26 protein-coding genes are annotated in these 25497 nt (G+C 41.5%); 3 read left to right on the top strand and 23 right to left on the bottom strand.

What is annotated here, in order from left to right:
* Positions 1 to 16: 16 nt before the first annotated feature.
* The gene (locus NIT04_RS08655) at positions 17 to 727 is read right to left on the bottom strand and encodes a DUF421 domain-containing protein (protein ID WP_252503139.1); all 711 of its coding nucleotides are present in this window, start codon (positions 725 to 727) and stop codon (positions 17 to 19) included.
* Between the two features lie 149 nt (positions 728 to 876).
* Between NIT04_RS08655 and NIT04_RS08650 the strand changes: the two genes are divergently transcribed.
* Complete coding sequence (locus NIT04_RS08650; RefSeq protein WP_252503138.1) at positions 877 to 1353, top strand: general stress protein; 477 nt, start codon at positions 877 to 879, stop codon at positions 1351 to 1353.
* A gap of 43 nt (positions 1354 to 1396) precedes the next feature.
* On the opposite strand, the gene NIT04_RS08645 is transcribed toward NIT04_RS08650, so the two are convergent.
* From NIT04_RS08645 to NIT04_RS08630, 4 genes are all read right to left on the bottom strand, one after another.
* Positions 1397 to 1945 (bottom strand): DUF420 domain-containing protein, encoded by a 549-nt coding sequence (locus NIT04_RS08645; RefSeq protein WP_252503137.1) that lies wholly within the window; start codon positions 1943 to 1945, stop codon positions 1397 to 1399.
* 137 nt (positions 1946 to 2082) lie between these two features.
* Positions 2083 to 2832 carry an amino acid ABC transporter ATP-binding protein gene (locus NIT04_RS08640; protein WP_252503136.1) on the bottom strand — a complete coding sequence of 250 codons (750 nt, stop codon included), beginning with the start codon at positions 2830 to 2832 and terminating at the stop codon, positions 2083 to 2085.
* Between the two features lie 56 nt (positions 2833 to 2888).
* Entirely contained in the window at positions 2889 to 3548 is a 660-nt protein-coding gene (locus NIT04_RS08635; RefSeq protein ID WP_252503135.1) for an amino acid ABC transporter permease, read from the bottom strand.
* A gap of 63 nt (positions 3549 to 3611) precedes the next feature.
* Positions 3612 to 4397, bottom strand: coding sequence for an amino acid ABC transporter substrate-binding protein (locus NIT04_RS08630; RefSeq protein ID WP_252503134.1), 786 nt, complete (start codon positions 4395 to 4397; stop codon positions 3612 to 3614).
* Between the two features lie 234 nt (positions 4398 to 4631).
* Between NIT04_RS08630 and NIT04_RS08625 the strand changes: the two genes are divergently transcribed.
* Positions 4632 to 4916 (top strand): hypothetical protein, encoded by a 285-nt coding sequence (locus NIT04_RS08625; RefSeq protein WP_252503133.1) that lies wholly within the window; start codon positions 4632 to 4634, stop codon positions 4914 to 4916.
* Positions 4917 to 5087: 171 nt separating this feature from the next.
* Here the strand turns inward: NIT04_RS08625 and NIT04_RS08620 are convergent, their stop codons facing one another.
* The 16 genes from NIT04_RS08620 to NIT04_RS08545 form a co-directional block, all read right to left on the bottom strand.
* Positions 5088 to 6668, bottom strand: a complete 1581-nt coding sequence (locus NIT04_RS08620; RefSeq protein WP_252503132.1) for a class I adenylate-forming enzyme family protein — start codon at positions 6666 to 6668, stop codon at positions 5088 to 5090.
* A 26-nt stretch (positions 6669 to 6694) separates the two neighbouring features.
* Entirely contained in the window at positions 6695 to 7846 is a 1152-nt protein-coding gene (locus tag NIT04_RS08615; protein WP_252503131.1) for a thiolase family protein, read from the bottom strand.
* Between the two features lie 93 nt (positions 7847 to 7939).
* Entirely contained in the window at positions 7940 to 9118 is a 1179-nt protein-coding gene (locus tag NIT04_RS08610; protein ID WP_252503130.1) for an acyl-CoA dehydrogenase family protein, read from the bottom strand.
* Positions 9115 to 10665, bottom strand: a complete 1551-nt coding sequence (locus NIT04_RS08605; RefSeq protein WP_252503129.1) for a class I adenylate-forming enzyme family protein — start codon at positions 10663 to 10665, stop codon at positions 9115 to 9117. The genes NIT04_RS08610 and NIT04_RS08605 overlap by 4 nt, the downstream gene beginning before the upstream one ends.
* A gap of 83 nt (positions 10666 to 10748) precedes the next feature.
* Positions 10749 to 11519, bottom strand: a complete 771-nt coding sequence (locus NIT04_RS08600; protein ID WP_252503128.1) for an SDR family NAD(P)-dependent oxidoreductase — start codon at positions 11517 to 11519, stop codon at positions 10749 to 10751.
* A 15-nt stretch (positions 11520 to 11534) separates the two neighbouring features.
* A complete protein-coding gene (locus NIT04_RS08595; protein ID WP_252503127.1) occupies positions 11535 to 12326 on the bottom strand; it encodes an enoyl-CoA hydratase/isomerase family protein in 792 nt (263 codons plus the stop codon).
* A 45-nt stretch (positions 12327 to 12371) separates the two neighbouring features.
* Positions 12372 to 13541, bottom strand: coding sequence for an acyl-CoA dehydrogenase family protein (locus NIT04_RS08590; RefSeq protein ID WP_252503126.1), 1170 nt, complete (start codon positions 13539 to 13541; stop codon positions 12372 to 12374).
* 56 nt (positions 13542 to 13597) lie between these two features.
* Positions 13598 to 14368 carry an SDR family NAD(P)-dependent oxidoreductase gene (locus NIT04_RS08585; protein ID WP_252503125.1) on the bottom strand — a complete coding sequence of 257 codons (771 nt, stop codon included), beginning with the start codon at positions 14366 to 14368 and terminating at the stop codon, positions 13598 to 13600.
* A 14-nt stretch (positions 14369 to 14382) separates the two neighbouring features.
* Entirely contained in the window at positions 14383 to 15609 is a 1227-nt protein-coding gene (locus tag NIT04_RS08580; protein WP_256470595.1) for a thiolase family protein, read from the bottom strand.
* 42 nt (positions 15610 to 15651) lie between these two features.
* Entirely contained in the window at positions 15652 to 16791 is a 1140-nt protein-coding gene (locus NIT04_RS08575) for a CaiB/BaiF CoA-transferase family protein (RefSeq protein ID WP_252503123.1), read from the bottom strand.
* A gap of 35 nt (positions 16792 to 16826) precedes the next feature.
* Positions 16827 to 17255, bottom strand: coding sequence for a MaoC/PaaZ C-terminal domain-containing protein (locus NIT04_RS08570; protein ID WP_252503122.1), 429 nt, complete (start codon positions 17253 to 17255; stop codon positions 16827 to 16829).
* Positions 17242 to 17877, bottom strand: coding sequence for a TetR/AcrR family transcriptional regulator (locus NIT04_RS08565; protein WP_252503121.1), 636 nt, complete (start codon positions 17875 to 17877; stop codon positions 17242 to 17244). Before NIT04_RS08565 ends, NIT04_RS08570 begins: the two co-directional genes overlap by 14 nt.
* Before the next feature lie 331 nt (positions 17878 to 18208).
* Positions 18209 to 18934, bottom strand: coding sequence for an amino acid ABC transporter permease (locus tag NIT04_RS08560; protein ID WP_252503120.1), 726 nt, complete (start codon positions 18932 to 18934; stop codon positions 18209 to 18211).
* Between the two features lie 26 nt (positions 18935 to 18960).
* Positions 18961 to 19659: an amino acid ABC transporter permease gene (locus tag NIT04_RS08555; RefSeq protein WP_252503119.1), complete on the bottom strand. Its 699-nt coding sequence runs from the start codon at positions 19657 to 19659 to the stop codon at positions 18961 to 18963.
* Positions 19660 to 19733: 74 nt separating this feature from the next.
* Complete coding sequence (locus NIT04_RS08550) at positions 19734 to 20579, bottom strand: transporter substrate-binding domain-containing protein (protein WP_252503118.1); 846 nt, start codon at positions 20577 to 20579, stop codon at positions 19734 to 19736.
* A 19-nt stretch (positions 20580 to 20598) separates the two neighbouring features.
* Positions 20599 to 21351, bottom strand: coding sequence for an amino acid ABC transporter ATP-binding protein (locus NIT04_RS08545; RefSeq protein ID WP_252503117.1), 753 nt, complete (start codon positions 21349 to 21351; stop codon positions 20599 to 20601).
* Between the two features lie 147 nt (positions 21352 to 21498).
* On the opposite strand from NIT04_RS08545, the gene NIT04_RS08540 reads away from it, so the two are divergent.
* The gene (locus tag NIT04_RS08540) at positions 21499 to 22662 is read left to right on the top strand and encodes an acyl-CoA dehydrogenase family protein (protein WP_252503116.1); all 1164 of its coding nucleotides are present in this window, start codon (positions 21499 to 21501) and stop codon (positions 22660 to 22662) included.
* A gap of 264 nt (positions 22663 to 22926) precedes the next feature.
* Here the strand turns inward: NIT04_RS08540 and NIT04_RS08535 are convergent, their stop codons facing one another.
* Both NIT04_RS08535 and NIT04_RS08530 read right to left on the bottom strand, forming a co-directional pair.
* On the bottom strand, positions 22927 to 23454 hold the full coding sequence (locus NIT04_RS08535) for a thioredoxin domain-containing protein (protein ID WP_252503115.1): 528 nt from the start codon (positions 23452 to 23454) through the stop codon (positions 22927 to 22929).
* A gap of 215 nt (positions 23455 to 23669) precedes the next feature.
* A complete protein-coding gene (locus tag NIT04_RS08530) occupies positions 23670 to 25481 on the bottom strand; it encodes an IucA/IucC family siderophore biosynthesis protein (protein ID WP_252503223.1) in 1812 nt (603 codons plus the stop codon).
* Positions 25482 to 25497: the final 16 nt, after the last annotated feature.

Below are 25497 nucleotides of genomic sequence, written 5' to 3'. Positions count from 1 at the left end.
CTCCTCCATCAACCGATCAGCTCGGCTGATGATTATTCAATTCTATAGTATCAGTAAATCCTCTTATGAAGAAACCATCAGTATCCGACCATTCACAATAGATAATTTCCTCTACACGATCAAATCCTTTTGCATTGATCCCTTCTAGCAGCCACTCGTTGGATTTTCCGATAGCATTCAAGACTTCGGTTTTCACCTCGCCTTCATCGATTAGCAAGGCACTCGGCTCTTCTTCCTTCTTTTCGATTCCTAAATCATCGGCTACGACAGACTTATACTTTGCGAACGTATTAATGGAAACCTGGCCGCCTGGTTCAATATACATGTCGCGTACTTCTCTTAATGAAAAGATTCCTTGTTGACGGAGCATTGTTCGCACCTGTTCCATTTCTAATTGGTTTTTCTTAAAAGCTTTTTGGTTGATTTTTCCGTTTGAAATCAATTGATCGGGCTCTCCTTTTAGGAGAATTCGCAACGGATTGAATTTAGCAACCAACTTCTCGACAGCAAATATGGACCCACCCCATATAGTAATAGCGAATACGAATTTCCATATCGAGATTTTCTCATCATACAATGTTTCTTCTAGGATGCCTCCGAACATTATTAAATAGATGATGTCATACGGAGTCATTTCAGCCAAATGCTTCTTGCCTAAAAGCCGAATGACAGCCATTAAAGCAATCAATCCAACAATGAGCTTCATACCAATTATTAGATAATCCATCTTGATACCTCCTATTCTATTGGTAGTTAAATACCCGAATATGCCGCTTTAAATCAAATACGGCTTATGATGTTTTAAATAGATTTGTTGGGGTATTTTCTAGAATAGCAATTAGCTAGACCAAAATTATAATCAGGAGGCGTTTTGAAATGGTACAAAGACACGTGGTAGGTTATTACGAAACCGAATCTGAAGCTGTAGCAGCAATTGAAGAATTGAAACGACAAGGATATAGCTCAAATGAAATCTCCATCATTAGTAAGGATAGAGATCACGTAGAAAACATCGAAGAGCAGACAGGAACGCATGCTGCGGACGGTGCTGCAACTGGTGCCGCAACCGGAGGATTGCTTGGCGGACTTGGAGGAGTATTAGCTGGAATTGGAGCACTAGCGATTCCAGGCATCGGGCCAATCATTGCGGCGGGACCAATCGTTGCAGGAATCACCGGTGCTGCTGCAGGGGCAGGAGTCGGAGGACTTGCTGGCGCATTAATCGGAATGGGCATTCCTGAGGAGGAAGCTCATCGTTATAATGATTATTTCAATGAAGGCAAAATTCTTGTCTTAGTAGATGGCGAGTATGTAAACCACCGTATGGATTATCCAGATCGCCCGCTTATCTAAATTAATAAAGGCTGTTCCCTCACACGGGAACAGCCTTTTTACTTTAATAATATGGTGAAATCATGATATAGACGAGAACACCTGTAAAGCTGACATACAACCATATCGGCATCGTCCAACGTGCTATTTTACGATGGCGCTCATGCTCCCTGTTCCATGCTCTTGCGACACTTGTCAACGCGAGCGGAACGATTGCCGCAGCAAGAATAATATGTGTTATAAGCACAAAATAATAGATTCCAGCTAAGATGCCTTCCCCGCCATATGGTGTAGAAGGGGACAAATAATGAAATGCAACATAAGTCACGAGAAATAATGCTGTCGTACAAAATGCGGCATATATGAATTTCTGATGAACATTTACATTTCTTTTCTTTATGGCGATGAGAGCTGCGACTAGAAAGAGGAATGTGAAGCTATTGAAAATAGCATTTAACATCGGGAGGATGGTAACATCGAACGCATCAAAATTCTCTACCCCCTGCATCCCCGACAATATGCCGATTATACCTATTAAAACGACTGATAAAATGATGATGGCAGGCCGGTAATTTCGTTTTTTAAACGGCTTCCCTTCTGCGGATTGATTCATGAAAACATCTCCTTAAACAATACATTTCTATCCGTAGTGTAACATAATTTCCGTGCTATAAACTCCACTTCACATTGTTGTCAAAATGAAAAAACAGCCGGGACTCATTTCCCGACTGCATGATAATAACTGACTGTTCATTTGGACAATGTGCGATATAAGAAAGCTTTTGTCCTGTCCATTTGCGGATTCGTCAATAAATCGATCGGACTTCCGGATTCCACGATTTCGCCTTTATCCATGAAAATCGCTTTATTCGCAACGTCTTTCGCAAATTCCATTTCATGAGTGACAACAACCATAGTCATATCCTCGTGAGCAAGATCCTTCATGACACGGAGAACTTCTCCTGTCAACTCCGGATCGAGGGCAGAAGTCGGTTCATCGAACAATAGAATCTCGGGCTTCCTCATTAAGGCACGGGCAATCGCCACCCTTTGTTTCTGTCCGCCCGAAAGCTTGGACGGCAATACATCAGCCTTATCTGACAGGCCGACTTTCGACAATAATTCCATGCTCAATTCACGGGTTTGTTTCGAGCTTTCCTGTTTCAAAAGCTTTGGTGCTAGTTCAAGGTTTTCCACGACCGTCAAATGCGGAAACAGATTGAAATGTTGAAACACCATTCCCATTTTGGATGTAATCTCTTTCAATTGTTGAGGTTTTGAATAAATTCCATCCTTAACGATATAGTTTCCATTTACCGCAATGCTTCCTCCATCCAGTTCTTCTAAATGAACAAGACTTCTTAGCATCGTGCTTTTCCCCGATCCTGAAGGTCCGATGACAGCGATGACATCATTTTTATTCACTTCAAAACTGATCTGCTTCAGTACTTCCAACGGGCCGAATGATTTTTTAATGTTTTCTACTTCAAGAATCGGCATGCCTTACACTCCTCTTTCTCAATAACGAATAATCTCGTATCTATTCCGAACAAAAGTTAATCGAACCGCAATCGTCTTTCCAACCATTTGAAGAACAGTGTCAAACATAACGTAATGAGTAGATATATGACTCCTGCAAGCAAGAATGGAGTTATGGTGAAGTCACGGTTGACAGCTGTTTGCGCAAAGTGCAACAGTTCAGGGACAGCTACCGCGTACAACAAAGCCGTATCCTTCACCAAAGTGACCGACTCATTCGCCACTGCGGGCAATGCAATACGGAACATTTGAGGAAGTACAACCTTCCTCATTGTCTGCCAACGATTTAAGCCGAGCACTTGGGAAGCTTCATATTGACCTTTGTCGATCGCAAGCAAACCGCCACGGAAGATTTCAGCAAAATAAGCTGCATAATTCAATATGAATCCTAAACACGCTGCGACAAACCGGTCAAGCACTAAAAACTCCCCAATAACCGGAATAAGCGGTAGACCGAAAACGATGAATAGGAGTTGCAATAAGAGCGGTGTTCCCCGCATCAAATAAATATAAGTATTTGCCAAGTATGCTAACGGCTTGATGGAACTTCTAGCAACCAATGTTAGCAGGAAGCCAAGCGGAATTGAGACAATGATTGCTACAAGGAATAGTAGAACGGTCGCTTGGGCCCCTTCCAGCATCGGTTTCAAGATGGATAAGAAATAGTCGATAGACATATGATAACTCCTTCTAAAAAGCAAAACAGGTTTTCTTATCGAAAACCCGGCATGCTCGTTTCATTATTTAAGTACTTTATCTTCCCCGAACCATTTCGTGGAGATTTTTGCAGCACTGCCGTCTTCATTCATTTTATCTAAAGCGTTCTGTAGCTTCTCTAGCAATTCTTCGTTGCCCTTTTTCACACCTACTCCATATTCCTCAGGCGCTAAGGACTCGTCCAACACTTTAAACTTGCCTTCTTCTTTGGACATGTAATAATCAATGACAACTTCGTCAATGATGACCGCATCAACACGGCCAGATTTCAAGTCAGAAAGTGCAAGAACATTATCCGCATATTCGGAGACAGACTTAATTTCAGAATGAATTGGATTGGCATTCAAAGCGTCCGCTGCCGAGGAAAGACCTTGCAAACCTATTTTTTTGCCGGACAGATCTTTCAATGTTGCAATATCTGAATCCACTAACGTCGCAACAACTTGGGCGTTTTCCAAATAAGGTTTTGTAAAGAGCACTTTACCTTTCCGTTCATCCGTGATTGTATACCCATTCCAAATCAAATCGATTCGTCCACTGCTCAATTCTGTTTCCTTCGTTTTCCAATCAATCGGTTGGAATTTTGCTTCCATTCCCATGTGCTCTGCAGCAGCTTTCGCATATTCAATATCGAATCCAGTAAGTTCGTTGTTTTCATCTCGGAAGCCCATTGGAGCAAATTTATCATCGACACCGATGACGAGAACATCTTTCCCGCCCGACTTTCCGTTAGTTTTGGAATTGCCACATCCTGTTACGACGAACAATGCAACTACTGAAAGGATGAATAATGTCATATATTTTCTCATTGATCTCTCTCCTTTTTTATTATCTCGCTTTATCACTTTAGTCTGTTAACGTATTGCTAATATATCATGCTTTACCTTTAAAGAGAACCCCTTAAACGAATTACGGAATTTTCTTTTAATGTATATGCACTTAGTATACGACAGAGCTTAGTTTCGATTTTGTTAATAACGGCAATTGAACAGTACTAGCCCAAATTGAGAAACATAGATAATACATTAAAGGAGGAGATTGAAATGGATAAAGATCTCAGGGAAGAAAAAATACTAAGTGAAGATAAGGAGCAGGAATTCAAAAATGAATTTGTGGAAAACAGCATGAATGATAAAGCAACGCAAAAACAGCAGCCTCCATTGGGTCACCCAGCAAGGAACGAACCGGAAAGAGAACCGAATGGAATGGATCCGGAAACCATATTTGAAAAAGGATTGTCTTTTCAGGAGACTCCCGAGGAATATTATTCACAGCGGATGAATCATTTTGGGAAAGAGCCAAATAGCATCAACCCCAAAGATAGATGAACAGAAACAAAAACGGTGCCCGGATTATCAGTTTACACTGACTTTCCGGGCAGCCTTGATTTTTCCGACGTGCCACAACACACCGAATAGGCCTTTGTAAATCAATTTGTCATGATATGGCTTATTATCTTCAATACTGGAGGCGAATTTAATAGCATTATTGAATAATCTTTAATGAACTTTTCTAACACTTTCTTTCCAATACTTCTCTTTCACATACCGTCTTAACACCTTCCCCACTGTGCTAGTGGGAAGTTCATCTACGAAGACAATCGATTTTGGCACTTTATATTTCGGCAGCTTAGCAGCGACAAAATCAATCATCTCTTGTTCAGTAGCTTGACTTCCGTTCTTCAGGACAACTTCGGCATGCACAATTTCGCCCCATTCTTCGTGAGGGACACCGATAATAACTGAGTTGCTGACATCTGGGTGAGAGTTGACTGCATTTTCCACTTCAACTGCATATACATTGAAACCTCCGGTGATAATCATGTCCTTTTTGCGGTCCACGATGTAAAAATAGCCTTTGTCATCAACATAGCCAAGGTCTCCAGATCTCCAGAAGCCGTTATCAAATTCGGAAGCCGTTTCCTCTGGTGCATCTTTATACCCTTTAATGACTGAATCTGAGCGAATCCACAGCTCACCGATCGTACCAGCCGGAACTTCTTTCCCTTCTGGATCTGCGACAAACATATCGACTCCCAGCAGTGGCTGACCCGCTGCCGACAGGCGTTTCCGATCTTCGTCAGTTTTTATGATATGATCTTTTTTTCCCAAACTTAATACTGGCGGGAAGGCTTCCGTGGAGCCATAGCCTTGCACAAAAACATTACCGAATTTGTCCTGAAGCGTTTCGAGCTTCGACGGGCTCATCGGTGATGCCCCGTACAAGATACAATCCAATGTGCTCAAATTATACTTATCGTGTAATCCGAGCTCTTCCAGCCGATACAGTAAAGTTGGAACTGCAAATGTAGCTGTGATGCCATATTCTTGTATCGTTTTGCACAATAGCTCCAAATCCGGTAAATTAACGGTGTAATTTATTCCACCTTTCATATGGGTTGGTGGAGCAAATGCGCCGGTGGCATGCGTCAGTGGTGTGATATGCAAGAATTTGGTATCTTCTCGGTAAATATTGTCCGGTATGGAATGGTTCTGTACGATCGTGCCGAAGATGTTACGGAAAGTATACATCGCGCATTTTCCGCGTCCTGTCGTCCCTCCCGTAAAACGATACAAGATGACATGCTCGTCAATATCGTATTCCGTATCGATATGCGCATCACTTTGCCCTTCGATGATATCCCAAAAATATTCAACATTTTCATGTTCTTTATCGCCTCTATCCATGCAAACAATGCGGATGCCTCTTTTGCTTAGTTCGTTCAGATAACCATCCTTCAACAACACTGCGTCTTCTACGAAAATGACTTTTGGTTTCACATAATCAATCTGATACAAATGCTCGGTAAGATTGTCCCGGTAGTTAAGCCAGACCCCCGCCACTTCCGTTTTATAAGGGCCGAAATTAAAGAAACTCATATTATCGTTTTCCAGTAGCGCCGCGTAAGAATCGCCTTTCCCAAGTTGAAAATGATCTGTTAGCAGATGGCATATTTTATTCGTAAATAAGTCCAGTTCTTTGTATGTGAATTCCCTTTTTCTTTCAGTATTGACCAATGCTAATTTGTCAGGACGCTTCAATGCGTTGTCACGATACATTCTGGCAAAATTCACTTTCATCCTTTTCATCCCCTTTAAACGTGGTCCTACTCCAATCTTTCAATGACAGTGGCATTCGCCATCCCCATTCCTTCACAAATTGTAAGCAAACCAAATCGTTCATTATTCCGTTCCAGACGATTTAACAAGGTCACAAGTAATTTTGTTCCTGTCGCGCCAAGAGGATGTCCTAAAGCAATGGCTCCCCCATCAACATTTAATTTTTCATATTCTCCCTCAACATCTTTTAACCATACCAAAGGAACTTGAGCAAAAGCTTCATTCACTTCATAGGTATCGATGTCCTTTATAGATAGACCTGCTTTTTTCAATACTATTCTGGTCGCTTCGATTGGACCTGTCAGCATAAGCGTTGGGTCCGATCCGACGACGGAGCGTGCAACGATACGAGCGCGCGGTTTTAATCCTAATTGTTCGGCTTTTTCACGGGACATCAACAGAACCGCTGAGGCTCCATCACTAATCTGACTTGCGTTCCCTGCCGTGATTACACCGTTTTCATCAAAAACCGTTTTTAATCCGCTTAGAATCTCCAACGTTGTCCCTTCTCGCGGACCTTCATCTACAGCAAATAGGGTCGTTGTCCCATCTTCTTGCTCAACTTCCACAGGTACAATTTCATTTTCAAAATGCCCATTTTCAATGGCGTTGAATGCACGGGTATGGCTGTCCACAGAGTACTGATCCAACTCTTCCCGTGTCAAACCCCATTCTTTCACCATTCTTTCGGATGACATCCCTTGGTTTATAATTTCATATTGATTGGTCAATTTCTTACTTGGACCTTTATCGAGCAGGCTCGAAAACATCGGGACACGAGTCATGCTTTCGACACCTCCCGCAATGACAATGTCCATATCGCCGGATGCAATCGCTTGTGCTGCAAAATGCACAGCCTGTTGACTAGATCCGCATTGACGATCAATTGTCACACCCGGTACATGGATTGGAAATCCAGCTATCAATAATGAAGTTCTGGCTATATTCATAGCTTGCTCCCCCACCTGGGATCCGCATCCTAAAATGACATCTTCTACCTCACCTTTATCAATCTTTGCACGTTTCACGACTTCATCTAGCACGATTGCTGCCAAATCATCTGGCCGAACATTGGCCAAAGCCCCTCCTCGTCTCCCTACTGCAGTCCGAACCCCTTCAACAATGACTACTTCCCTCATGTATCTATTCTCCCTTGAACTACTATAATTTTGGTATTCTTATCTTGGAATAAAAGATAGAAAACGTTTCATTATTCCTGAGATTTCCCCTTGTTATAACCCAAGTTTTTTCGCAATAATGGTTTTCATAATCTCGTTCGATCCGGCGTAAATGGGCACAACGGCAATATCACGGTACCAGCGGGCAATTTTATATTCTTCCAAATATCCGTATCCGCCATGAAGTTGCATACACTCAGGCGCCATTTTTCTCGCATTATCCGAAATCCACCACTTAGCCATCGACACTTCTTTTTGAAGTTCTTCTCCTGACATATGTTTTACAATTAAATCATCCAAAAATGTTCGGCCTATTTGAACATGCGTTGCCATTTCAGCGAGTTTAAATTGCGTATTTTGGAATTTACCAATTGGTTGTCCAAAAGCTTCACGTTCCTTCACATATTCAATCGTCATACGCAACATTTCTTCCGCTGCAACCTGCGCACCTACAACCGAAAGAATTCTTTCCTGTTGCAACTCTTTCATTAAGTGATAGAATCCGTTACCTTCTTCACCTAGTAAATTGGCAGCTGGGACTTTGACGTTTTCAAAAACCAATTCTGCTGTATCCTGACTGTGCAATCCCACTTTATTGAGTTTCCTTCCACGAGAGAAACCAGGCATATCACTTTCAACTAAGAATAAACTAATTCCCTTATGCGCTGGGACCGCCTTTGGATTTGTTTTAGCAACAACCACGAGTACATCAGATTGGATACCATTGGAAATGAATGTTTTTTGTCCATTTAATAGATAACTATCCCCTTCCTTAATAGCGGTTGTACGAATGGAAGCCAAATCGGATCCTGCACCTGGCTCTGTCATTGCGATGGCGGTAATGATATCGCCGCTCATACAGCCGGGCAAGTACCTTCTCTTTTGTTCTTCTGTACCAAAATTATTGATGTAAGGAACAACGATACCACTGTGAAGGTCAAGACCACCTAAGCCAAATCCGATGCGGCAAAGCTCTTCGTTTAAAATCACGGTAAAAAGAAAATCCGCTCCTAGCCCCCCATATTCCTCGCCTATCCATGAACATAGAAATCCATTTTCTCCGACTTTCTTCCAAAAACCGCGCGGAACAAGCCCCTCTTCTTCCCACTGTTCAAAATAAGGAATAGCCTCTTTTTCAAGGAATTTTCTTAATGCGTCCCGAAACATTTGATGTTCTTCCGTAAAATAGGATTGCTTACTCATTGCAGCTTCCTTAACAGTCGCTTTTTTCATCGTTCCACCCCCATTGGGAGAGTATTGCTTTCAGTGTATGCCTCTCTTAACTGATATTTCATTAGTTTTCCAGAGGCGTTTCTCGGTAAAGCATCTACAAAAACCACTTTCTTAGGCGCTTTAAAACGTGCAATATTTAATTGAGTAAAATCAATGATTTCTTGTTCAGTAACTTCTTCATCAGGTTTCTTCACAACGATTGCCGTAACAAGCTCTCCCCATTTCGTATCAGGACTGCCAATGACTGCAACATCCGCAACCTTGGGATGCATGCCAATTGTATTCTCTACTTCAATAGAATAGATATTTTCTCCGCCTGAAATAATCATGTCTTTATTTCGATCGACCAGTTGAATATATCCATCTTGATCTTTCATTGCTAAATCCCCGGTATGAAGCCAGCCGTTTCTAATTGTCTTCGCGGTAGCTTCCGGATTGTTATAATACTCTTTCATCACAGTTGGACCTTTAAATAGTAGTTCTCCAACCACACCCGGTTCTACCGATTCCCCTTGCTCATTCACGATATCCACTAAAGTGAACATGGAAGAATTTTTTCCGGCCATTCCGGCGTGCTTCTTATGATCTTTCGGGTATAAGACAATTCCATTTGGTCCCCCCTCGGTTTGACCACATAAACTGTACATTTGGTCGGTTCCGTAATAATCGATGCATTTACGAACCACATCCGCCGACATCGGTGCCGCACCATAGAGAATCTTTTCTACTGACGAAAAATCAAAATCCTCATCTTTCGGTGTATTGATAAATGCAATATGCATCGTCGGGACGGCTAAAAAGCTAGTAATACGGTACTTTTTAATATCTGCTAAAATCACCTTTGGATTAAAATCACGATAGACGACCGTCGTTGCGCCAATGTAAAACCCACTAAGCATACCAATTGTCAATTGTGCGCAATGGAACAATGGTGCGAAATTCATCATTCGTTCATCTGAATGATAATTCAGCGTTAAGATGAACTGTAATGCCACAGCCTCTACGCGCTCATGGTCAAATAATGCACCTTTGGGTAATCCTGTTGTCCCTGAAGTGTAAAGTAAATGTAAATCATCTGTGCCATTTAACTGAATTCCAGGATTTTCTGTTCTATTAATAAAAAGCTTTGAAAGAGACCCACAGTGTTCATTTATTGCAAAAGGCGCAGTGAATTGCTTTGGTACCGTTGGAATCTCCTTTATAGCTTCATAGACAATTTCTTCGTACTCCTGGTCAGCAACAATAAATTTTGATTCGGATTGGGTCATAATATAGTTAATTTCTTTAGACGATAAACGGAAATTTATCGGAACGAGTATAGCCCCAATCTTAGCACCCGCATAGTATGTGAAAACAAAATCGGCAGAGTTCTTCATGAACATCGCGATTTTATCGCCTTTTTTCACGCCTTCCTTTACTAGTCCGTGTGCCAGCTGGTTCACTTTCGCATTAGACTCCTCGTACGTATATGTGCTATTTTGATAGATTAACGCCTCTTTACTTGGATGTCTAAGTGTATTCACTTCCAACATTTCAACGATATTCATCCTTTTCCCCTCACTTCATTATTTTTATCAATGAACATTCCAAGATATCGCGAACCAGCCTTCTACACACTTTTTCGATCCATTTATCTAGGTGACATACGGATGCTTCCATCCAGACGCACAACTTCCCCGTTGATATACTCGTTTTCAATCATGAATCTTACTAAATCTGCATATTCATCTGGTCTTCCCAACCGTTTCGGAAACTCAACGGATTTCTCCAATTTCTCCACAACATGGTCATCTAATATTTCGGCTAATGGTGTGCGGAATAGCCCCGGTGCAATTGTATTCACCCGGATTCCGAATGAAGAGAGATCCCGAGCTGCAGGCAATGTCAATCCGACCACCGCTGCTTTACTTGCGCCGTAAGCTGTTTGTCCCATCTGTCCTTCATATGCCGCGACAGAAGCGGTATTGATAATAACCCCCCGCTCTCCGGAATCTGTAAGTGGTTCGTTTTTCGCAATCTGCTCTGCCGCCAGCCGAAGTACATTAAATGTCCCGAACAAATTGATATCAACTACTTTTTTGAAATTCTCAAACGGAATCACACCTGACCGACCGATGATCTTTTGTGCTATACCTACTCCTGCGCAATTTACACAAATATGGAGCGCGCCATGTTGTTCCATTGTTTGCTGGATTCCTGCATGAACGGCAGCCTCATCTGATACATTCACAACTGCATAGGAAACGTTTTCTCCAAGTTCATTACACGCTTGTTTCGCTTTTTCTTCATTCATATCAAATATGACCACTTTTGCCCCTTTTTCGGCCAATGCTTTCACGGTTCCTAACCCTAATCCGGATGCTCCTCCGGTTACAATTGCCACTTTGTTTTCAATGTTCATTTTGTTGCCCCCCTTTTAGTATCCTTTAAATTCCGGTTTTCTCTTTTCTACGAATGCGTTTAATCCTTCAATCATGTCATAGGACTGCGTATGCGCCTTCAAACTAAGCAACTCTTGTTTTAATGCAAGTTCCAAAGGTTGTTCCAATCCATCGCGTACGAGTTGCTTCATTTTCTTCAAAACAAGCGGACTTTTCTCAGCAATCTTCTCCGCAATCGCTTGTACAGTCGACTCAAGCACTTCCGGATCCACCACTTCATGAACCAAGCCGTATTCTTTCATTTGATGAGCCGATATGAAATCGCCCGTAAACAATAAATACTTCGCCCGATTCACACCGATGATCCGGGGCAGCTTGGCGGAACCACCAGCCCCCGGCAAAACGCCGAAGTTCGCATGGGCATCCCCGATTTTAGCTTTTTCCGATGCAACGACAATATCCGCGGACATCGCAAGCTCCAAGCCACCTGCCAATGTAATGCCATTCAATGCCGCAATCAATGGTTTACTCATCTTCGTCAAACTTCCAAAAGTGGAATCTGCATCGTCCAATAGACTTGTCTGTCCAAGTTGTCTATTCTCCAATTCACGCATCATTTCTTTTAAGTCCGCCCCAGCACAAAAAGCTTTCCCTCTTCCGGTCAGGACGACTACCCGTATCTCTTCATCAGCTTCAACTGTTAGGATTGCTTCCTTTAAGCCTTCCAATATTTCTTTCGAAATGGCATTCATGTCATTCGGACGGTTTAAATAGACCCAGGCGACCTGATTTCTTTTTTCAACAATTACTGCCTGCTCATTCTTCATAACGACCATTACTCCTCACCCTTTACACAAGATTTTCCGAATGTATTATTCTTTGAAGATGTCTTTGCCAATGATCTCTTTCATAATTTCCGATGTCCCGCCGTAAATCCGTTGCACTCTGGCATCCGTGAATGCCCGGGCGACCGGATATTCTTTCATATAACCGTAACCACCGAATAATTGGAGGCATTTGTCGGCGACTTCCCCTTGGGCTTCCGTACACGAAAGCTTGGCCATGCTGGCTGTCGCAGTATCTAGCGTCCCGTCCATCATCATATCCATGCACTCTTTTACAAACGATTTAAGGACTCTTGTTTTCGTTTGCAATTCAGCAATGACAAAACGAGTATTTTGAAAATCGGACAGCGGCTTGCCGAATACTTCACGCTCCTTCACATAGCGGATTGTCTGCTCAAGGACCCCCTCCATTGCCGCCACTGCATTAACCGCAATGGTCAGCCGTTCACGCGGCAATTCACTCATGAGGATCTTGAATCCTTCATTGAGATTGCCTAAGAGTTTATCCTCCCCGACCCATACATCCTCGAAGAACATTTCGGAAGTATCGCAAGCATGAAGTCCGATTTTCTCCAAGTTCTTTCCACGGCTAAACCCTTCAGCTGTTACATCCACAAAAAACAAACTCGTCCCTCTGGATGGCTTCACCGTCTGATCCGTTTTGGCGACCACGATGACAAAATCACAATGTTGTCCGTTGGAAATGAAGGTTTTCTGACCATTCAACTTATATGCTTTTTTCGTTTCATCATAGACAGCCGTTGTCTTGATACCCTGCAAGTCGCTGCCTGCACCTGGTTCAGTCATAGCGAACGCCGCCACTAGTTCACCAGATGCCATCCCTTTCAGGTAATGAGATTTTTGAGATTCCGTTCCATAATTCAAGATATACTGGGCCGTTATGATATCGTGGACCGATAAATTAGTGGAAATTGCACTATAGCCAAGTTTTGAAAATTCCTCTACAATGGCCATGGAATATGCTAAAGGAGCTCCCAGCCCACCATATTCCTCCGGTATTTCTGTCAGCAGAAAACCTTGATCGCCTAATTTACGCCATAGATTGCGTGGAATATTCCCATTGTTTTCCCACTCATCGTAATATTCCGAAACTTCTTTTCGTGAAAAATCCCTTACGCTTTTTCTGAGCAGTTCAAGTTCCTGTTTCTCTACAACTCTATTTTTCAATGTACTCATGAACAATCCTCCCTCTATTTTTTCCAGGATAAAGACACTACTGCCCGTACTACTCATCATCTAGGAGGCAATCTCGTCGCTCCATCCAGTCTGACTACTTCGCCGTTAAAATACGTGTTTTCAATAATATGGGTAACCAATGATGCGAATTCCGATGGTTCTCCAAGGCGCTTTGGATATTCCATTTGGCCTTTAATGCCTTCCAACAATTCATCCGAAAGCCCAGCAGCCATAGGCGTCATAAACAGCCCGGGGGCAATGGCATTGATTCGGATGTCATAGTTCGCCAAATCCCTTGCAATCGGCAGAGTCATTCCCGCAACGGCGGCCTTACTGGCAGAATATGCAGCCTGTCCCATTTGGCCGTCATATGCCGCGCCAGAAGATGTGTTTACAATGACCCCTTTTTCCTGACCTTCAGGCACTTCGTTTTTCACCATTTTTTCTACGGCATTACTTAAAACATTAAATGTGCCGTTCAAGTTGATATCTATGACTTTCTTGAATTTTTCCAAAGGAAAGACGCCTTTCCTGCTATACGTTTTCGCCCCCACTGAGACGCCTGCACAATTGACACAAATATCAATCGAACCGAACTTCTGAAATGCTTGATCGATTGCATTTATCACCGATTCTTCATCGGTTACATCCGTCTCAATTGCTTCGACACGGTCGTTTCCAAACCGGCTTGCGATGTGCTCGAAATTTTTCGTATCTCTGTCGAGGATCGCCACATGTCCCCCTTTTTCAATTATCTTTTCGACAGTCGCAAAACCTAGACCTGAAGCTCCTCCTGTCACAATCGCAGTTTTCCCTTGAATCTCCATTTTTCTCCCCCTATCTAATTAAGCGTTTTTAAAATTGTGATAGCAGCGACCGCTTCTTCGAGGCCATAAACTCCTCCACCATTTTCAGCAATAGCCACTTTGGCATATTCAACTTGCCTGTTGCCAGCTTCATTTCGCAATTGAGTTACCAGTTCAAAGATCTGACCGAGACCCGTTGCTCCAATAGGATGCCCTTTCGATTCCAAGCCTCCCGATGGGTTGACCGGAAGCCGCCCCGATAAGCTGAACTCCCCTCTTAAGCTCAATGGTCCACCTTCCCCGAAGTCGCAGAAGCCTAGATTTTCAATTTGAATAATTTCTCCGATAGCAGTCGCATCATGTAGTTCAGCCACCGATATATCTTCCGGCCCGAGCCCTGCTTTTTCGTAGGCCTTCTTTGCCGCAAGTGCCGTTAGATGCTTTTCCACTTCATCCGGTTTTCGGTTTGACCCCGTTTGCACGACTGAAGCAGCAACTTCCACCGCTCGGCTTTTATCTTTTAATCTTTTCAGCCCTTCTTCAGTGCAGATAATTGCGGCAGCAGCCCCATCACTTACCGGTGAACACATCGGCAACGTAAAAGGGTATACAATCGGCGGTGCCGCCAAGACTTCTTCAATCGTGAATGGTTTTTGGTACTGCGCTAAATTGTTGTACACCGAGTGCTGATGATTTTTAGCCGATACAGCCGCAATCTGTTCTTGGGTAGTCCCGAAGCGAGCCATATGATATTTGGCAAATGAAGCATAAACATCCATGAACATGCTATAATTAGCTGCATTTTTCGCGTCTTTCGGCATGTCAAAACCTTTCTCCAATCGTTTCAGGACTTCCATATTTTCCCGAGGCGTTTCAACATCCCATGCAGAGTCAAAAATGCTAAAATCCTTCTCTCCAGACTTTTTGTTCATTTTTTCCGCTCCGACTGCAAGAGCAAAATCGCCTTCCCCCGCTTTCAGAAATTGGATTGCTTGGTTTAAAGCTGTGCTTGCACTGGCACAGGCATTCTCAACATTGATTACAGGAATCTCTTCAAATTCGAGCGGACGTACAGCCACTTGTCCCCTTACCGCATGTTGGCCTTCAATGGCTCCTTGGCCGGTGTTAGAAAAATATACTGCATCTATCCATTCTTTCGGTATAGCTGCATCTTTCAATGCTCCTTCGACCGCTATTTTTGTAAGATCCTTCAGTGAGAAGTCGTATAGTTTACCGAACTTCGTCATTCCGACGCCGACAATATAATACTTTCCGATGGTAATTCCCCCCTTATGTTTAGTTGCTTACTTGTGATATGACACTCCCAAGCTTTTCATGATTTCCTCTGTATGCTCACCAAGAGTAGGTGCGCGCCTTATAGGGGCTGCTGGGGTGTTTGAAAGTTTAATAGGACTACTGATTTCCTTAAATTTGCTGTTCGAATCTCCCGGCAGGTTTTTTAGCATTCTTCGTTCCGCAATCTGGGCATTCCTCTCCAGTTCATCAATTTTCAAGACAGGAGAAACACATGCCTCTCCATCTGAAAACATCTCCATCCATTGTTCAAGCGTTTTATTCTTTATCACTGCTTGAACTTCCTTTATTAAATCTTCCTGTTCCTCCTTCGGGGCTCCCTGTCGCGCTATGACCTCCGGTTTGCCGATTTTATTACAAAACGCTTGCCAGAATTTAGATTCCAAAGCCCCTACAGAAAGATACCGCTGATCGCTTGTTTCATAGACTTGATAACAGGCGTATCCTCCATTCAGCAAGGATTCACCACGAATAACTTCCGTTCCCGCGTAATGCTGCGGCAACAATAAGGGCAACCAGGAAATAACGCCATCCAACATGGCTATATCAACCATCTGCCCTTTTCCACTCTTGCTTCTATTAAGTAATGCAAGCAGAATTCCTATGACTGCCGGCATGGCCCCACCGCCAATATCCGCAATTTGAGCTGCAGGCACAATTGGCTTTCTGCCCCTTTCACCCATCAAGTCAAGCAGACCTGCATAACTCATATAATTAATGTCATGTCCTGGCTTTTCAGCGTAAGGCCCGGTTTGGCCATAACCGGTGATGCTGCAATAGATTAGTCGTGGGTTAATTTTTTTCAACACATCATAATCTAACCCCAAACGTTTCATGACACCTGGTCGAAATGATTCCACTATCACATCCGCTCCTTCGGCCAGCTTCAAAAAGCATCTGTGATCTTCACTGTCTTTCAAATCCAAGCAGATGCTTTTTTTATTGCGGTTAAGCGAGTGGTAAATCGCACTATTTTCATCCCGCTTCGGTTCATAATGGCGGATATAATCCCCAACCTCCGGCTCTTCTACTTTTATGACCTCTGCTCCGAAATCAGCAAGTATCATAGTGCAGTAAGGTCCTGGCAGTAACCGTGATAGATCTAGCACCTTCACATCCTTAAGTGGCATATCTATTTCTCCCTCCTTTATGTAAACCCTTACATTCATGCGCGAATAATGGCTTTTAGTGTGAACTCCATCACCTCTTTTCCATTCTGGTTATGCACCTTGGCATCGATGACTATCAATCCCCGAACTCCATCTGAAAGTTTTCTTTTTTGGGATATTTGGAATTCCCCGATAAGCTGATCATCAGGTCTTACTGGAAGCAACCAATTCAATCTCTCAATACCGGCACCTCCGATGGCATCTTCTCCGACTACATCAAGTGCTACCCATTTGGACCAAACTCCTGCCAATGAGTGTAATCCCGAGGCAATTAGCCCTCCAAACGGACCGTTTTTTGCCTTTTCTTCGTCAAGATGCATATGCTGGGGATCATATTTTTCTGCAAACTCAATGATTTCCTCTTTTGTAACAGTATAGGGTGCCGTCAGAAAATTATCGCCTACTTCAAATTCATTGAACTTCATCATCGCCACCTCCCTTTACATAATTTTCATCAGGATTTTGGAGTAGCATGCGGAGCAAGTAGAAAGCAATCATGTCGGATAGCTCGGCTTTACTCTTCTTCCCGCCTTCTGAATACCATTGCATCACCCAGTTCATGGCACCAAGCAACAAGTTCCGGACGATTTTAATGTTCCCTTGGATAAAGACCCCTTCTTTTATCCCTTTTTCAATCAATTTATCAAATTTGCTTTCATATTCGTTTTTCAATCGAAGAATTTCATTCTGCTGATCAATTGTTAGAAAAGATTCAGGGTTTAACATACTTTCGAAACCTGAACGTTCATTAATGACATATTCCGTATGTTGAACAATGGCTTTTTTCATCTTCTCTATAGTTGCCGATTTGCTATCCAAAATTTCCGATATCAAATGGTTACTTTTTTGCAGCAGATATACTTGGCTTTGATAAAGTAAATCCTGCTTATCTTTAAAATAGTAATAGACCGCGCCTTTTGTCATGAATAATTTTTGGGCAACATCCTCCAATGATGCTCCTCCATAACCTTTTTCAGTGAAAACACTGATTGCTGCTTTCATGATGGCTTCTTTTTTGTGAGCAGCTTTTTGTTCACGTAAATTCACTTAATTCACTTCCTTTATTTGTTAGCATCTTTATTCTAATTGGTATTTTTTTAAACGTCAAGTATCTTTTTGAATTGCCTGTCATTTCTATTTTATTTTCATGCAGCTTCCCGAGCAAACAAAATTTCATAAAGTAAGCTTCAACATTGCAGTCACGAAGATTTGGTTATGTAATGCAAAAGAAATGAGGACAACGACTGACACAGCGTAATGCTGTAATTAACGTTGTCCTCTGGTTTATGTACATTTTTTATTGCATAGCTTAGGGCTACAATCTGAAAAGCGCCATTGCTCATATTCTTGAGCAATAGCGCTTTTCCTCACTTCTTTATTAAGCAGATGTATTCAGACCCATTCTTGCCTCAGAACGACTCATCCTCTTCTCCAGTTTAAAAAAGATAAATTCAAAGACGAGGCAAAGAACCCAATAAATAATGGATGCGACTAAATACATTTCGATAAAACGGTATCCATCGTTCGCTATAATTTTGGAAATGGCTACTACTTCTACAACTTTTACAGCGAAAGCTAATGAGGTTGCTTTAATAAGCCCAATAAAAACATTTCCCAAATTAGGCAATGCGATTAAAAACGCTTGTGGCAGAATGATCCGCGTCAAACCTTGTCTCGTTGTCATCCCGACCGAATAGGCTGCTTCCATCTGTCCTTCATTTGTGGCATTTATGGATGAACGGAAGATTTCCGCCTGATAAGCTGCCGTATTTATCGTATAAGCAACAAGCGCATACAGAAGTGGTGGAATTTCATCTGCATCTATTTGTAAACCGAGACGAGGGTTCAGATAGTCAACGAGTACGGGAACACCGTAGAAAAAGACGTATAACTGAACAATTAAGGGCGTTCCTCTAATGAAAGAGATATACAAAATGGACAACTGATTTAATACAGGTATTTTATATATCCTGCAAAGAGCAATTAGCAAACCCAAAATGAGCCCAAAAAGCATTGCAACAATGGCTATTGTTATTGTCCAAGGTACTCCTTTTAACACTGTGGGCACTTGCTCTAAAGCAAATTTAAAGTCTACAACAGCCATAATTCATCACGATCCTCAAAAAGTTATTACTTCGGTAGACCAACATGCCCTTTCCTGAAGACTTTTTCAGCATAGCCGACAAGACTTTCAATAATAATGCAAGTTGCCCAGTAAACAAGCGAAATCACAACGTAAATCTGAAACATGCCGATGCCATGATTATTCCCTAAAATAATACGGACTTGCCCCATAATATCGATGATGCCGATGGTAAAGGCTAGCGATGTGTCTTTCAATAATTCGATAATATTATTTCCTAAATTAGGCAAAGAGATGAGAAAGGCTTGCGGTAATATAATTCTCCTTAACGCTTGTGGATAGCTCATTCCGACACTATAGGCTGCTTCAAGTTGATCCTTCCCTACTGCTAAATAGGCTGAGCGAATAACCTCAGACATAAATGCACCTGTATGAAATGAGAAGGCTATAATGGCAAATACAAGCCGATCCCAATGATTAATATCTATAGTAAAGACAAGTAACAGCTGAGGGAGTCCAAAATAAACTAGAAACAGTTGTACTAACAAAGGTGTACTTCTTGTAAATGATAAATATAATGTTGCAATTCCATAGATATACCGGTACTTCTGAATTCGTATAACCGCAATACCTAAACCTATAATTAAAGCGAAGAATAAGGATAAGACCATCATCATTAGTGTTAGCGGGAGTTTATCCAGCACTCTAACGAATATGTCAACCCAGCCTGTCAAACTCGAACTCATCTTTCCCACCACCTAATAAATATGTACGAACGTACACCGCATGAATGTGTTTCAGTTCAATGCGGTGTTCATTATTATTCGTAGCTGAATCCTTTTTCATTGATGTATTCGAGGTCTTGAAAGAAGTCTGTCGAAAACCACTTATCGGATAGTTTCGAAAGGGTTCCGTCCTCTGTCAATTCATGCGTAATCTCGTCGATTTGATCAGCTAGTTCGATATTTTCTTTATTATATACAATAAAGATAGGTTCTTTTGAAACGATTCCAGCTACTTTTAAATCTAAGTTCAATGTTTCTTGCACAGCATCAAATGTCGATTTATTGAGGAAGATCGCATCCGCTTTTCCTTCGTCAACACGCTTTAAGTTATCTGCATTTGAAGGGTGTTCAATGCTTTCAATTGTTAAAGGATTATTAGGATTACTTGTGTTGTACCCATTTAAAATAGAACGAAGTCCGCCACTAGCAGACATGGGCGTGAACTTTTTTCCAACCATGTCATCTAATGTTTTTATATCATCTCTGTCTGTTTTCGTTATAAGTGATGTTAGAGAGTAGCCATATTCATACTTAGGATAATGAAACTTCTCTTCTCTTTCCGGATTTTTGAAAAACCAGTTAATCGCCATGTCAACTTTACCTGTAGCAAGACCAACTAAATTAGACTCTTCCTCTCCGAAGATATATTCGAATTTGTAGTCCGGCAGTCTTTTTTCAACTTCTGCTAAATAGTCCATGTCATAGCCAATCGGGTTATTCTCACTATCTGTGTATAGAAAGGGAGGATTGACATCATCGCTCAATGCGACTTTAATAATCTTTTTTCCGTCTTCTGTTGTTGAACTCCCGCCATTTGAACAACCCGCGAGTATAGCTAGCAACACCGTTGCTCCTAAAAGTACTAGCCAATTACGTTTCATACGTATCCCTTCCTCTTTCTTAAATTTCATATTCTGGTTCTTTCGTAAGTCTACTTAAAAATTGTTTCGTGCGTTCGTGTTTTGGTTGGACTAGGACATCTTTCGGCGTACCTTGTTCAACAACAACCCCATCTGCCATGAAAATAACTTCAGTGGCCACTTCTCGGGCAAAGTCAATTTCATGAGTCACGATAATCATTGTAATTCCCTCATCTGCAATTTTCTTAATAATAGAGAGAACTTCTCCCACCATTTCGGGATCGAGTGCAGACGTTGGTTCATCGAATAACAATACGGAAGGCTTTAATGCCAGTGCGCGGGCAATCCCTACGCGCTGTTGCTGCCCGCCTGAAAGTTGCACCGGGTAGTCGTTTGCTTTTTCTTCAAGACCGACTCTTCGAAGAAGATCCATGCTGATCTGACGTGCTTCAGCGACGTTAATTTTCTTCGCAACGAGAAGACCTTCCATAATGTTTTCAAGTACGGTTTTATTTTTGAATAAATTATAATGCTGAAAAACCATAGCTGTTTTTCGTCTCAAGGTTAGAATGTTTTTTTTCGTTGCACTTTTTTCATCTATGGAAAAACCATCAATTGAAATGCTGCCTACATCGGGTTTTTCTAAATAGTTTATGCAACGAAGGAGGGTTGTTTTCCCTGATCCACTTGGCCCGACTATTACAATGATATCTCCTTTCTTCACTGTTACATCAATCCCATGTAGCACTGGCTTCTTATTAAAACTCTTTTTAATATTTCTTACAGTTATCAATTCCCCACCCCCTCCTCTAATATTCTGAATATATTTTAATAGTTCATATATTATCATAAGTAATCCGAGTTGTAAAGTAGACATTAGAAAGATATACTAGTTACATTGAAAGTGTAGACTAATCAATCTAATAAGGAAGTGTCGGGCATGTCAAAAAAGTTATTTATTGAAACTGCATTTCAAAAGGAATGGCTTGAAGAGCTAATGAACCTTGAGGACGCCTTTAAAAGTCATTCGAAAGAAAACGATGAGCAGGTTCGCTTTCCAAAAGAAAATATAAAAGCACTTGTCGATTTAGGTTATACGAAACTAACGTTACCGAAGGAATATGGCGGCGTTGGTATAAGCGTCCGTGACATGGTCCTTTTCCAAGAAACGATTGCTAGTTTTGATGGAGCTACAGGATTATCAATTGGGTGGCACCAAGGTGTTGTCGGAGAACTTTATGGAAAAAAACTGTGGAGTGAAGATATGTTAACTTCATTTGCACAAGAGGTTTTGGACGGGGCGTTGGTGAATCGAGCAGTTAGTGAAGCTCAAACGGGCAGTCCAACACGCGGTGGACGTCCTGGGACCAATGCCGTAAAACGTAATGACAAATGGGTTATTACGGGGCAAAAAAACTTTACGACGATGTCCCCCGTGTTAACACATTTTTTAGTATCTGCATGGATTGAAGAGAAAGAGGGCATCGGCTTCTTCTTAGTTGAACGAGACTCAAAAGGTTTATCCATTAAAGAAACATGGGATGTTATCGCGATGAGGGGAACAGAGAGTCATGACTTAGTGTTAGATCATGTTGAAGTTTCGGAAGAGCAATTTGTCGAATTCAATCTTGGGCCTAGGGGCAATACTGTGAATGGCTGGATTTTGCATATTCCCGCTTGTTATCTAGGCATTGCACAAGCGGCTCGTGACTATGCGGTAAAATTTGCAGTTGAATACTCTCCGAATAGTTTACAAGGGCCGATTAGCCAATTGCCAAATGTCCAGAATTTAATAGGCGAAATGGACCTAGAACTGATGAAAGCAAGACACTTCCTTTACAGCGTGGCCGATGCCGTAGATGCCGACTCGCGCCGTGAACAGATAACGAATGAACTGGCTGCCGCTAAGCATATAGTGACAAATTCAGCAATTTCGATTGTGGACAAAGCGATGCGATTGGTCGGAGCCAAAAGTCTTCAAATGTCAAATCCGTTGCAAAGGTATTATCGTGATGTACGTGCAGGTCTACATAATCCACCGATGGACGATATGACGATTTCTAAATTAGCTCAAACGGCGATCAAAGAGGCAGAGTCAATGTAAGCAATTATGCTGAAGGCTTTATAAAGGAGGAATCGAACTTCATTCCTCCCCCGATCAGCGGGCGTCTGAAAACCCGCTGATCATTCCTCTTTCTACCTATAGGCGGGAGTCTTCTGTAGTTGATGCTTAGCTTTCAGTACAAAAACATTTGTTGAATGAAGATAAAAAACAGCAGCTTTACTCACAAGCTGCTGTCCAAAATAATGATAATTTAAGTTAAAGTCATGTTAATAGATGTGCGAGACCTTCTCCTCATTGATCGTTTTATGAAATTTTCGCCAATGACGTTTCAACTGCCTGTTTTAAATCAGAAGGCTCTAGCTTATATGTAAAACCTAATAATTTTTCACCATTGAAGAATAAAGTTGGTACGATTTTCACTTCTCGTTCAATCGCTTCAGCCGTAATCGCTAAGCTTACATCAACATTTTCAAGACGTTCCTCTTCTTGCAGATTGTATTGATCGACAAGTAATCTTTTTAATTCTTTATCCGATAGGTCATGCCATTCTTGTTGTGTTTCCAGTAGTTTTCCTATCACGTCTAATGTTTCTGTTGGATTCGCATTATCAAATGTCCAGTGAATCAATGCACCGCGGAGAAGTTCTTCACGAGGCTTATCGTATAACTTCACAATTACTTCAATTTGACCATTTTCGATATATGGAGGCAATACTTCTTTTGCTAAATGATAAATTCTTGCACTGCCTGGGCAGGCCAAATTAATAAAAGCCTCGATTTTTAAAGGCGCATCCGCACTGCCGAATTTCAAATGATCATTCTTAATTGACATATTCCATCTCCCCCTCCAATATTCTATTTTCAATATATACTAATATGATATGAATTGTAAACATTAGAATTAAGAATACTTTGTTAATCTGATAAATACAAATGACCACGGTAGGATTTATTCAAACCGTTGAACCTCTTCCCAATTCGGCACTTCACATCACCGTCAACCCCCTTTAATTTTAAGTATAAAGCTTTATGTGAGCCTCTCAGAAGTCATATTTCCATATATTTTTCCGCTGTTTTAACATAAAGGGCATTCGTAACCTCTCCAAACTCGCTTGCATGTGGGCGATCTTCACCATCTTCATATCCATAATCAAACATACGGTTTCGATTTAGCGTTAATTTTGTAAAAGTGGGACGTAACAAATCAAATAACTGATAGCGATCATTTAGTTGTGGAAATCTTTTTTGATAAGAAAGTATTTCCTCTCTAACGATTCCCCAAAAACAATGTTCAGGAAAGGCTTCATTCTCTTCTAGGATGTTGCTTAAATAACGAAAGTGGCATATGAATAGTCCTGTTAGGATAAACTGTGTTAACCCTTCCGGCGTTTCACTCCGTAGCACCTGTTTCAACCTATCTGAAAGGGCCTCCAGCTCAGGAAAAGATTGATCACTTATATTTACATCATCAACAAAATCCTTCATTATCGTCCGTTCTGGAACATTATCCTTTAACACAAGAACTGTATTCTGTCCATGTGGCGAAAACACAGTACCATATTGATACAAGTAGTGTAGCAACGGCGGTAAAATTGCTTTTACAAGCCTGTTTATCCACTCATTGACCGTCAATGCGGATTTTTCGATTAGCTTAGAAACAAATGGGGTCCCTTCATGATCCACATGTAATAATGAAGCAAGCGTAATCGCATGTTCCCCAGCTAGTAATTCCTTATATATACTCTCCCTCCAAACGACTCCAAATAGTTCAAGATACTGATATGGAGTTCCTTTTACATCTTTAAAGGTCTGGTGATCGACATTCATCGTTGCTACTTCCCCTAATAATCCGAGTCGGCACTCGTCTTTCAAAAAGGGATCATTTTCGAGTATCTTTTTCATAAATGTCGTTACCTGGGGAGCGATCACTGTTCTCTCACCAGGCAGACCACGGTAAACTAAGGTGTTTAAAATACTCATTGGCAATTTCACATGATACTTCTCTTTATTTGTCACATTGACAAATGTTCGAATCGATTGCTGCGGAAGGTATTGGTCATCACCTTCTCCAAGTGGAATTATCTCACTCTTTGCAATTTCCGCAGCAAACATAGGGACGATCGAATGATTCCATTGCCAAATGTGAATCGGGATAAAATAGTAATGATCTGGCTGTAGATTCATGTCTTTTAATCGATCGTTAAAACGCTTGCATGTATCTTCTCCTAGCTCTTGATTCATTACCTGCTCATAGGCTAACCCTTCGACCGACTGAAATGTCGCAATGCTTCGGTGAACAGCAACCCACGATATCTTTACTTTTTTCTGTTGTTCTGGAGCAAATTGAATATAATCATTATATGCAAAACCTATCCGTCCTTTATTATAAGTAATCCATGGATGACCGGTCATTTCCCCTTCTAGTTCTGCATAATCCAATTCAATAAGCTCTTCAGAAGTTTTTGACCTCGATTTTATTTGGGCGTCTGCTAGCATTGTGTGCAAATATTCCTTAACCAAATGTCCAGCAGTAGCACCTGTCATATTCTCTTCCTCTTGAATACTAAGTAAAAGCGACAGAGATAACGGGGTTTTCTTCACTTCATCTGTCAAAACTTCAATAGTTTCAGAAATAACAGAGATACTATCAAACAAACGCGTCTTTGCCTGGAATCGATAAGTGGTTCCTTTCTTATCTGTCCACTCATATGTACGAATTCCATTTTTCTCACTTACTATCTCTGGAACCAAAATTTCTTCATAAATAAATTCTTGAAGCATTTTTGCTAATAACTGTTTATCTACTTGTTCCCAATTTTTCTCGGTTAACATTGTTAAAGGGGTTTCACATATCTTCATGTTGTCCAACCGTTCG

Origin of the sequence: Sporosarcina sp. Marseille-Q4943, from assembly GCF_943736995.1 — a bacterium.
In the GTDB taxonomy this organism is placed as follows: domain Bacteria; phylum Bacillota; class Bacilli; order Bacillales_A; family Planococcaceae; genus Sporosarcina.
The sequence above is the reverse complement of the archived record's forward strand: the minus strand, read 5'-3'. Positions and strand labels throughout refer to the sequence as shown.

Excerpts from the sequence above, each read along its gene's own strand:
- NIT04_RS08590 (WP_252503126.1), bottom strand. The coding sequence starts at position 13,541 with ATGAGTACATTGAAAAATAGAGTTGTAGAGAAACAGGAACTTGAACTG.
- NIT04_RS08560 (WP_252503120.1), bottom strand. The coding sequence starts at position 18,934 with ATGGCTGTTGTAGACTTTAAATTTGCTTTAGAGCAAGTGCCCACAGTG.
- NIT04_RS08635 (WP_252503135.1), bottom strand. The coding sequence starts at position 3,548 with ATGTCTATCGACTATTTCTTATCCATCTTGAAACCGATGCTGGAAGGG.
- NIT04_RS08530 (WP_252503223.1), bottom strand. The coding sequence starts at position 25,481 with ATGAAGATATGTGAAACCCCTTTAACAATGTTAACCGAGAAAAATTGG.
- NIT04_RS08640 (WP_252503136.1), bottom strand. The coding sequence starts at position 2,832 with ATGCCGATTCTTGAAGTAGAAAACATTAAAAAATCATTCGGCCCGTTG.
- NIT04_RS08595 (WP_252503127.1), bottom strand. The coding sequence starts at position 12,326 with ATGAAGAATGAGCAGGCAGTAATTGTTGAAAAAAGAAATCAGGTCGCC.
- NIT04_RS08655 (WP_252503139.1), bottom strand. The coding sequence starts at position 727 with ATGGATTATCTAATAATTGGTATGAAGCTCATTGTTGGATTGATTGCT.
- NIT04_RS08610 (WP_252503130.1), bottom strand. The coding sequence starts at position 9,118 with ATGAAAAAAGCGACTGTTAAGGAAGCTGCAATGAGTAAGCAATCCTAT.
- NIT04_RS08630 (WP_252503134.1), bottom strand. The coding sequence starts at position 4,397 with ATGAGAAAATATATGACATTATTCATCCTTTCAGTAGTTGCATTGTTC.
- NIT04_RS08540 (WP_252503116.1), top strand. The coding sequence starts at position 21,499 with ATGTCAAAAAAGTTATTTATTGAAACTGCATTTCAAAAGGAATGGCTT.
- NIT04_RS08645 (WP_252503137.1), bottom strand. The coding sequence starts at position 1,945 with ATGAATCAATCCGCAGAAGGGAAGCCGTTTAAAAAACGAAATTACCGG.
- NIT04_RS08555 (WP_252503119.1), bottom strand. The coding sequence starts at position 19,659 with ATGAGTTCGAGTTTGACAGGCTGGGTTGACATATTCGTTAGAGTGCTG.
- NIT04_RS08600 (WP_252503128.1), bottom strand. The coding sequence starts at position 11,519 with ATGAACATTGAAAACAAAGTGGCAATTGTAACCGGAGGAGCATCCGGA.
- NIT04_RS08570 (WP_252503122.1), bottom strand. The coding sequence starts at position 17,255 with ATGAAGTTCAATGAATTTGAAGTAGGCGATAATTTTCTGACGGCACCC.
- NIT04_RS08605 (WP_252503129.1), bottom strand. The coding sequence starts at position 10,665 with ATGAATATCGTTGAAATGTTGGAAGTGAATACACTTAGACATCCAAGT.
- NIT04_RS08575 (WP_252503123.1), bottom strand. The coding sequence starts at position 16,791 with ATGCCACTTAAGGATGTGAAGGTGCTAGATCTATCACGGTTACTGCCA.
- NIT04_RS08620 (WP_252503132.1), bottom strand. The coding sequence starts at position 6,668 with ATGAAAGTGAATTTTGCCAGAATGTATCGTGACAACGCATTGAAGCGT.
- NIT04_RS08535 (WP_252503115.1), bottom strand. The coding sequence starts at position 23,454 with ATGTCAATTAAGAATGATCATTTGAAATTCGGCAGTGCGGATGCGCCT.
- NIT04_RS08625 (WP_252503133.1), top strand. The coding sequence starts at position 4,632 with ATGGATAAAGATCTCAGGGAAGAAAAAATACTAAGTGAAGATAAGGAG.
- NIT04_RS08550 (WP_252503118.1), bottom strand. The coding sequence starts at position 20,579 with ATGAAACGTAATTGGCTAGTACTTTTAGGAGCAACGGTGTTGCTAGCT.
- NIT04_RS08585 (WP_252503125.1), bottom strand. The coding sequence starts at position 14,368 with ATGGAGATTCAAGGGAAAACTGCGATTGTGACAGGAGGAGCTTCAGGT.
- NIT04_RS08615 (WP_252503131.1), bottom strand. The coding sequence starts at position 7,846 with ATGAGGGAAGTAGTCATTGTTGAAGGGGTTCGGACTGCAGTAGGGAGA.
- NIT04_RS08650 (WP_252503138.1), top strand. The coding sequence starts at position 877 with ATGGTACAAAGACACGTGGTAGGTTATTACGAAACCGAATCTGAAGCT.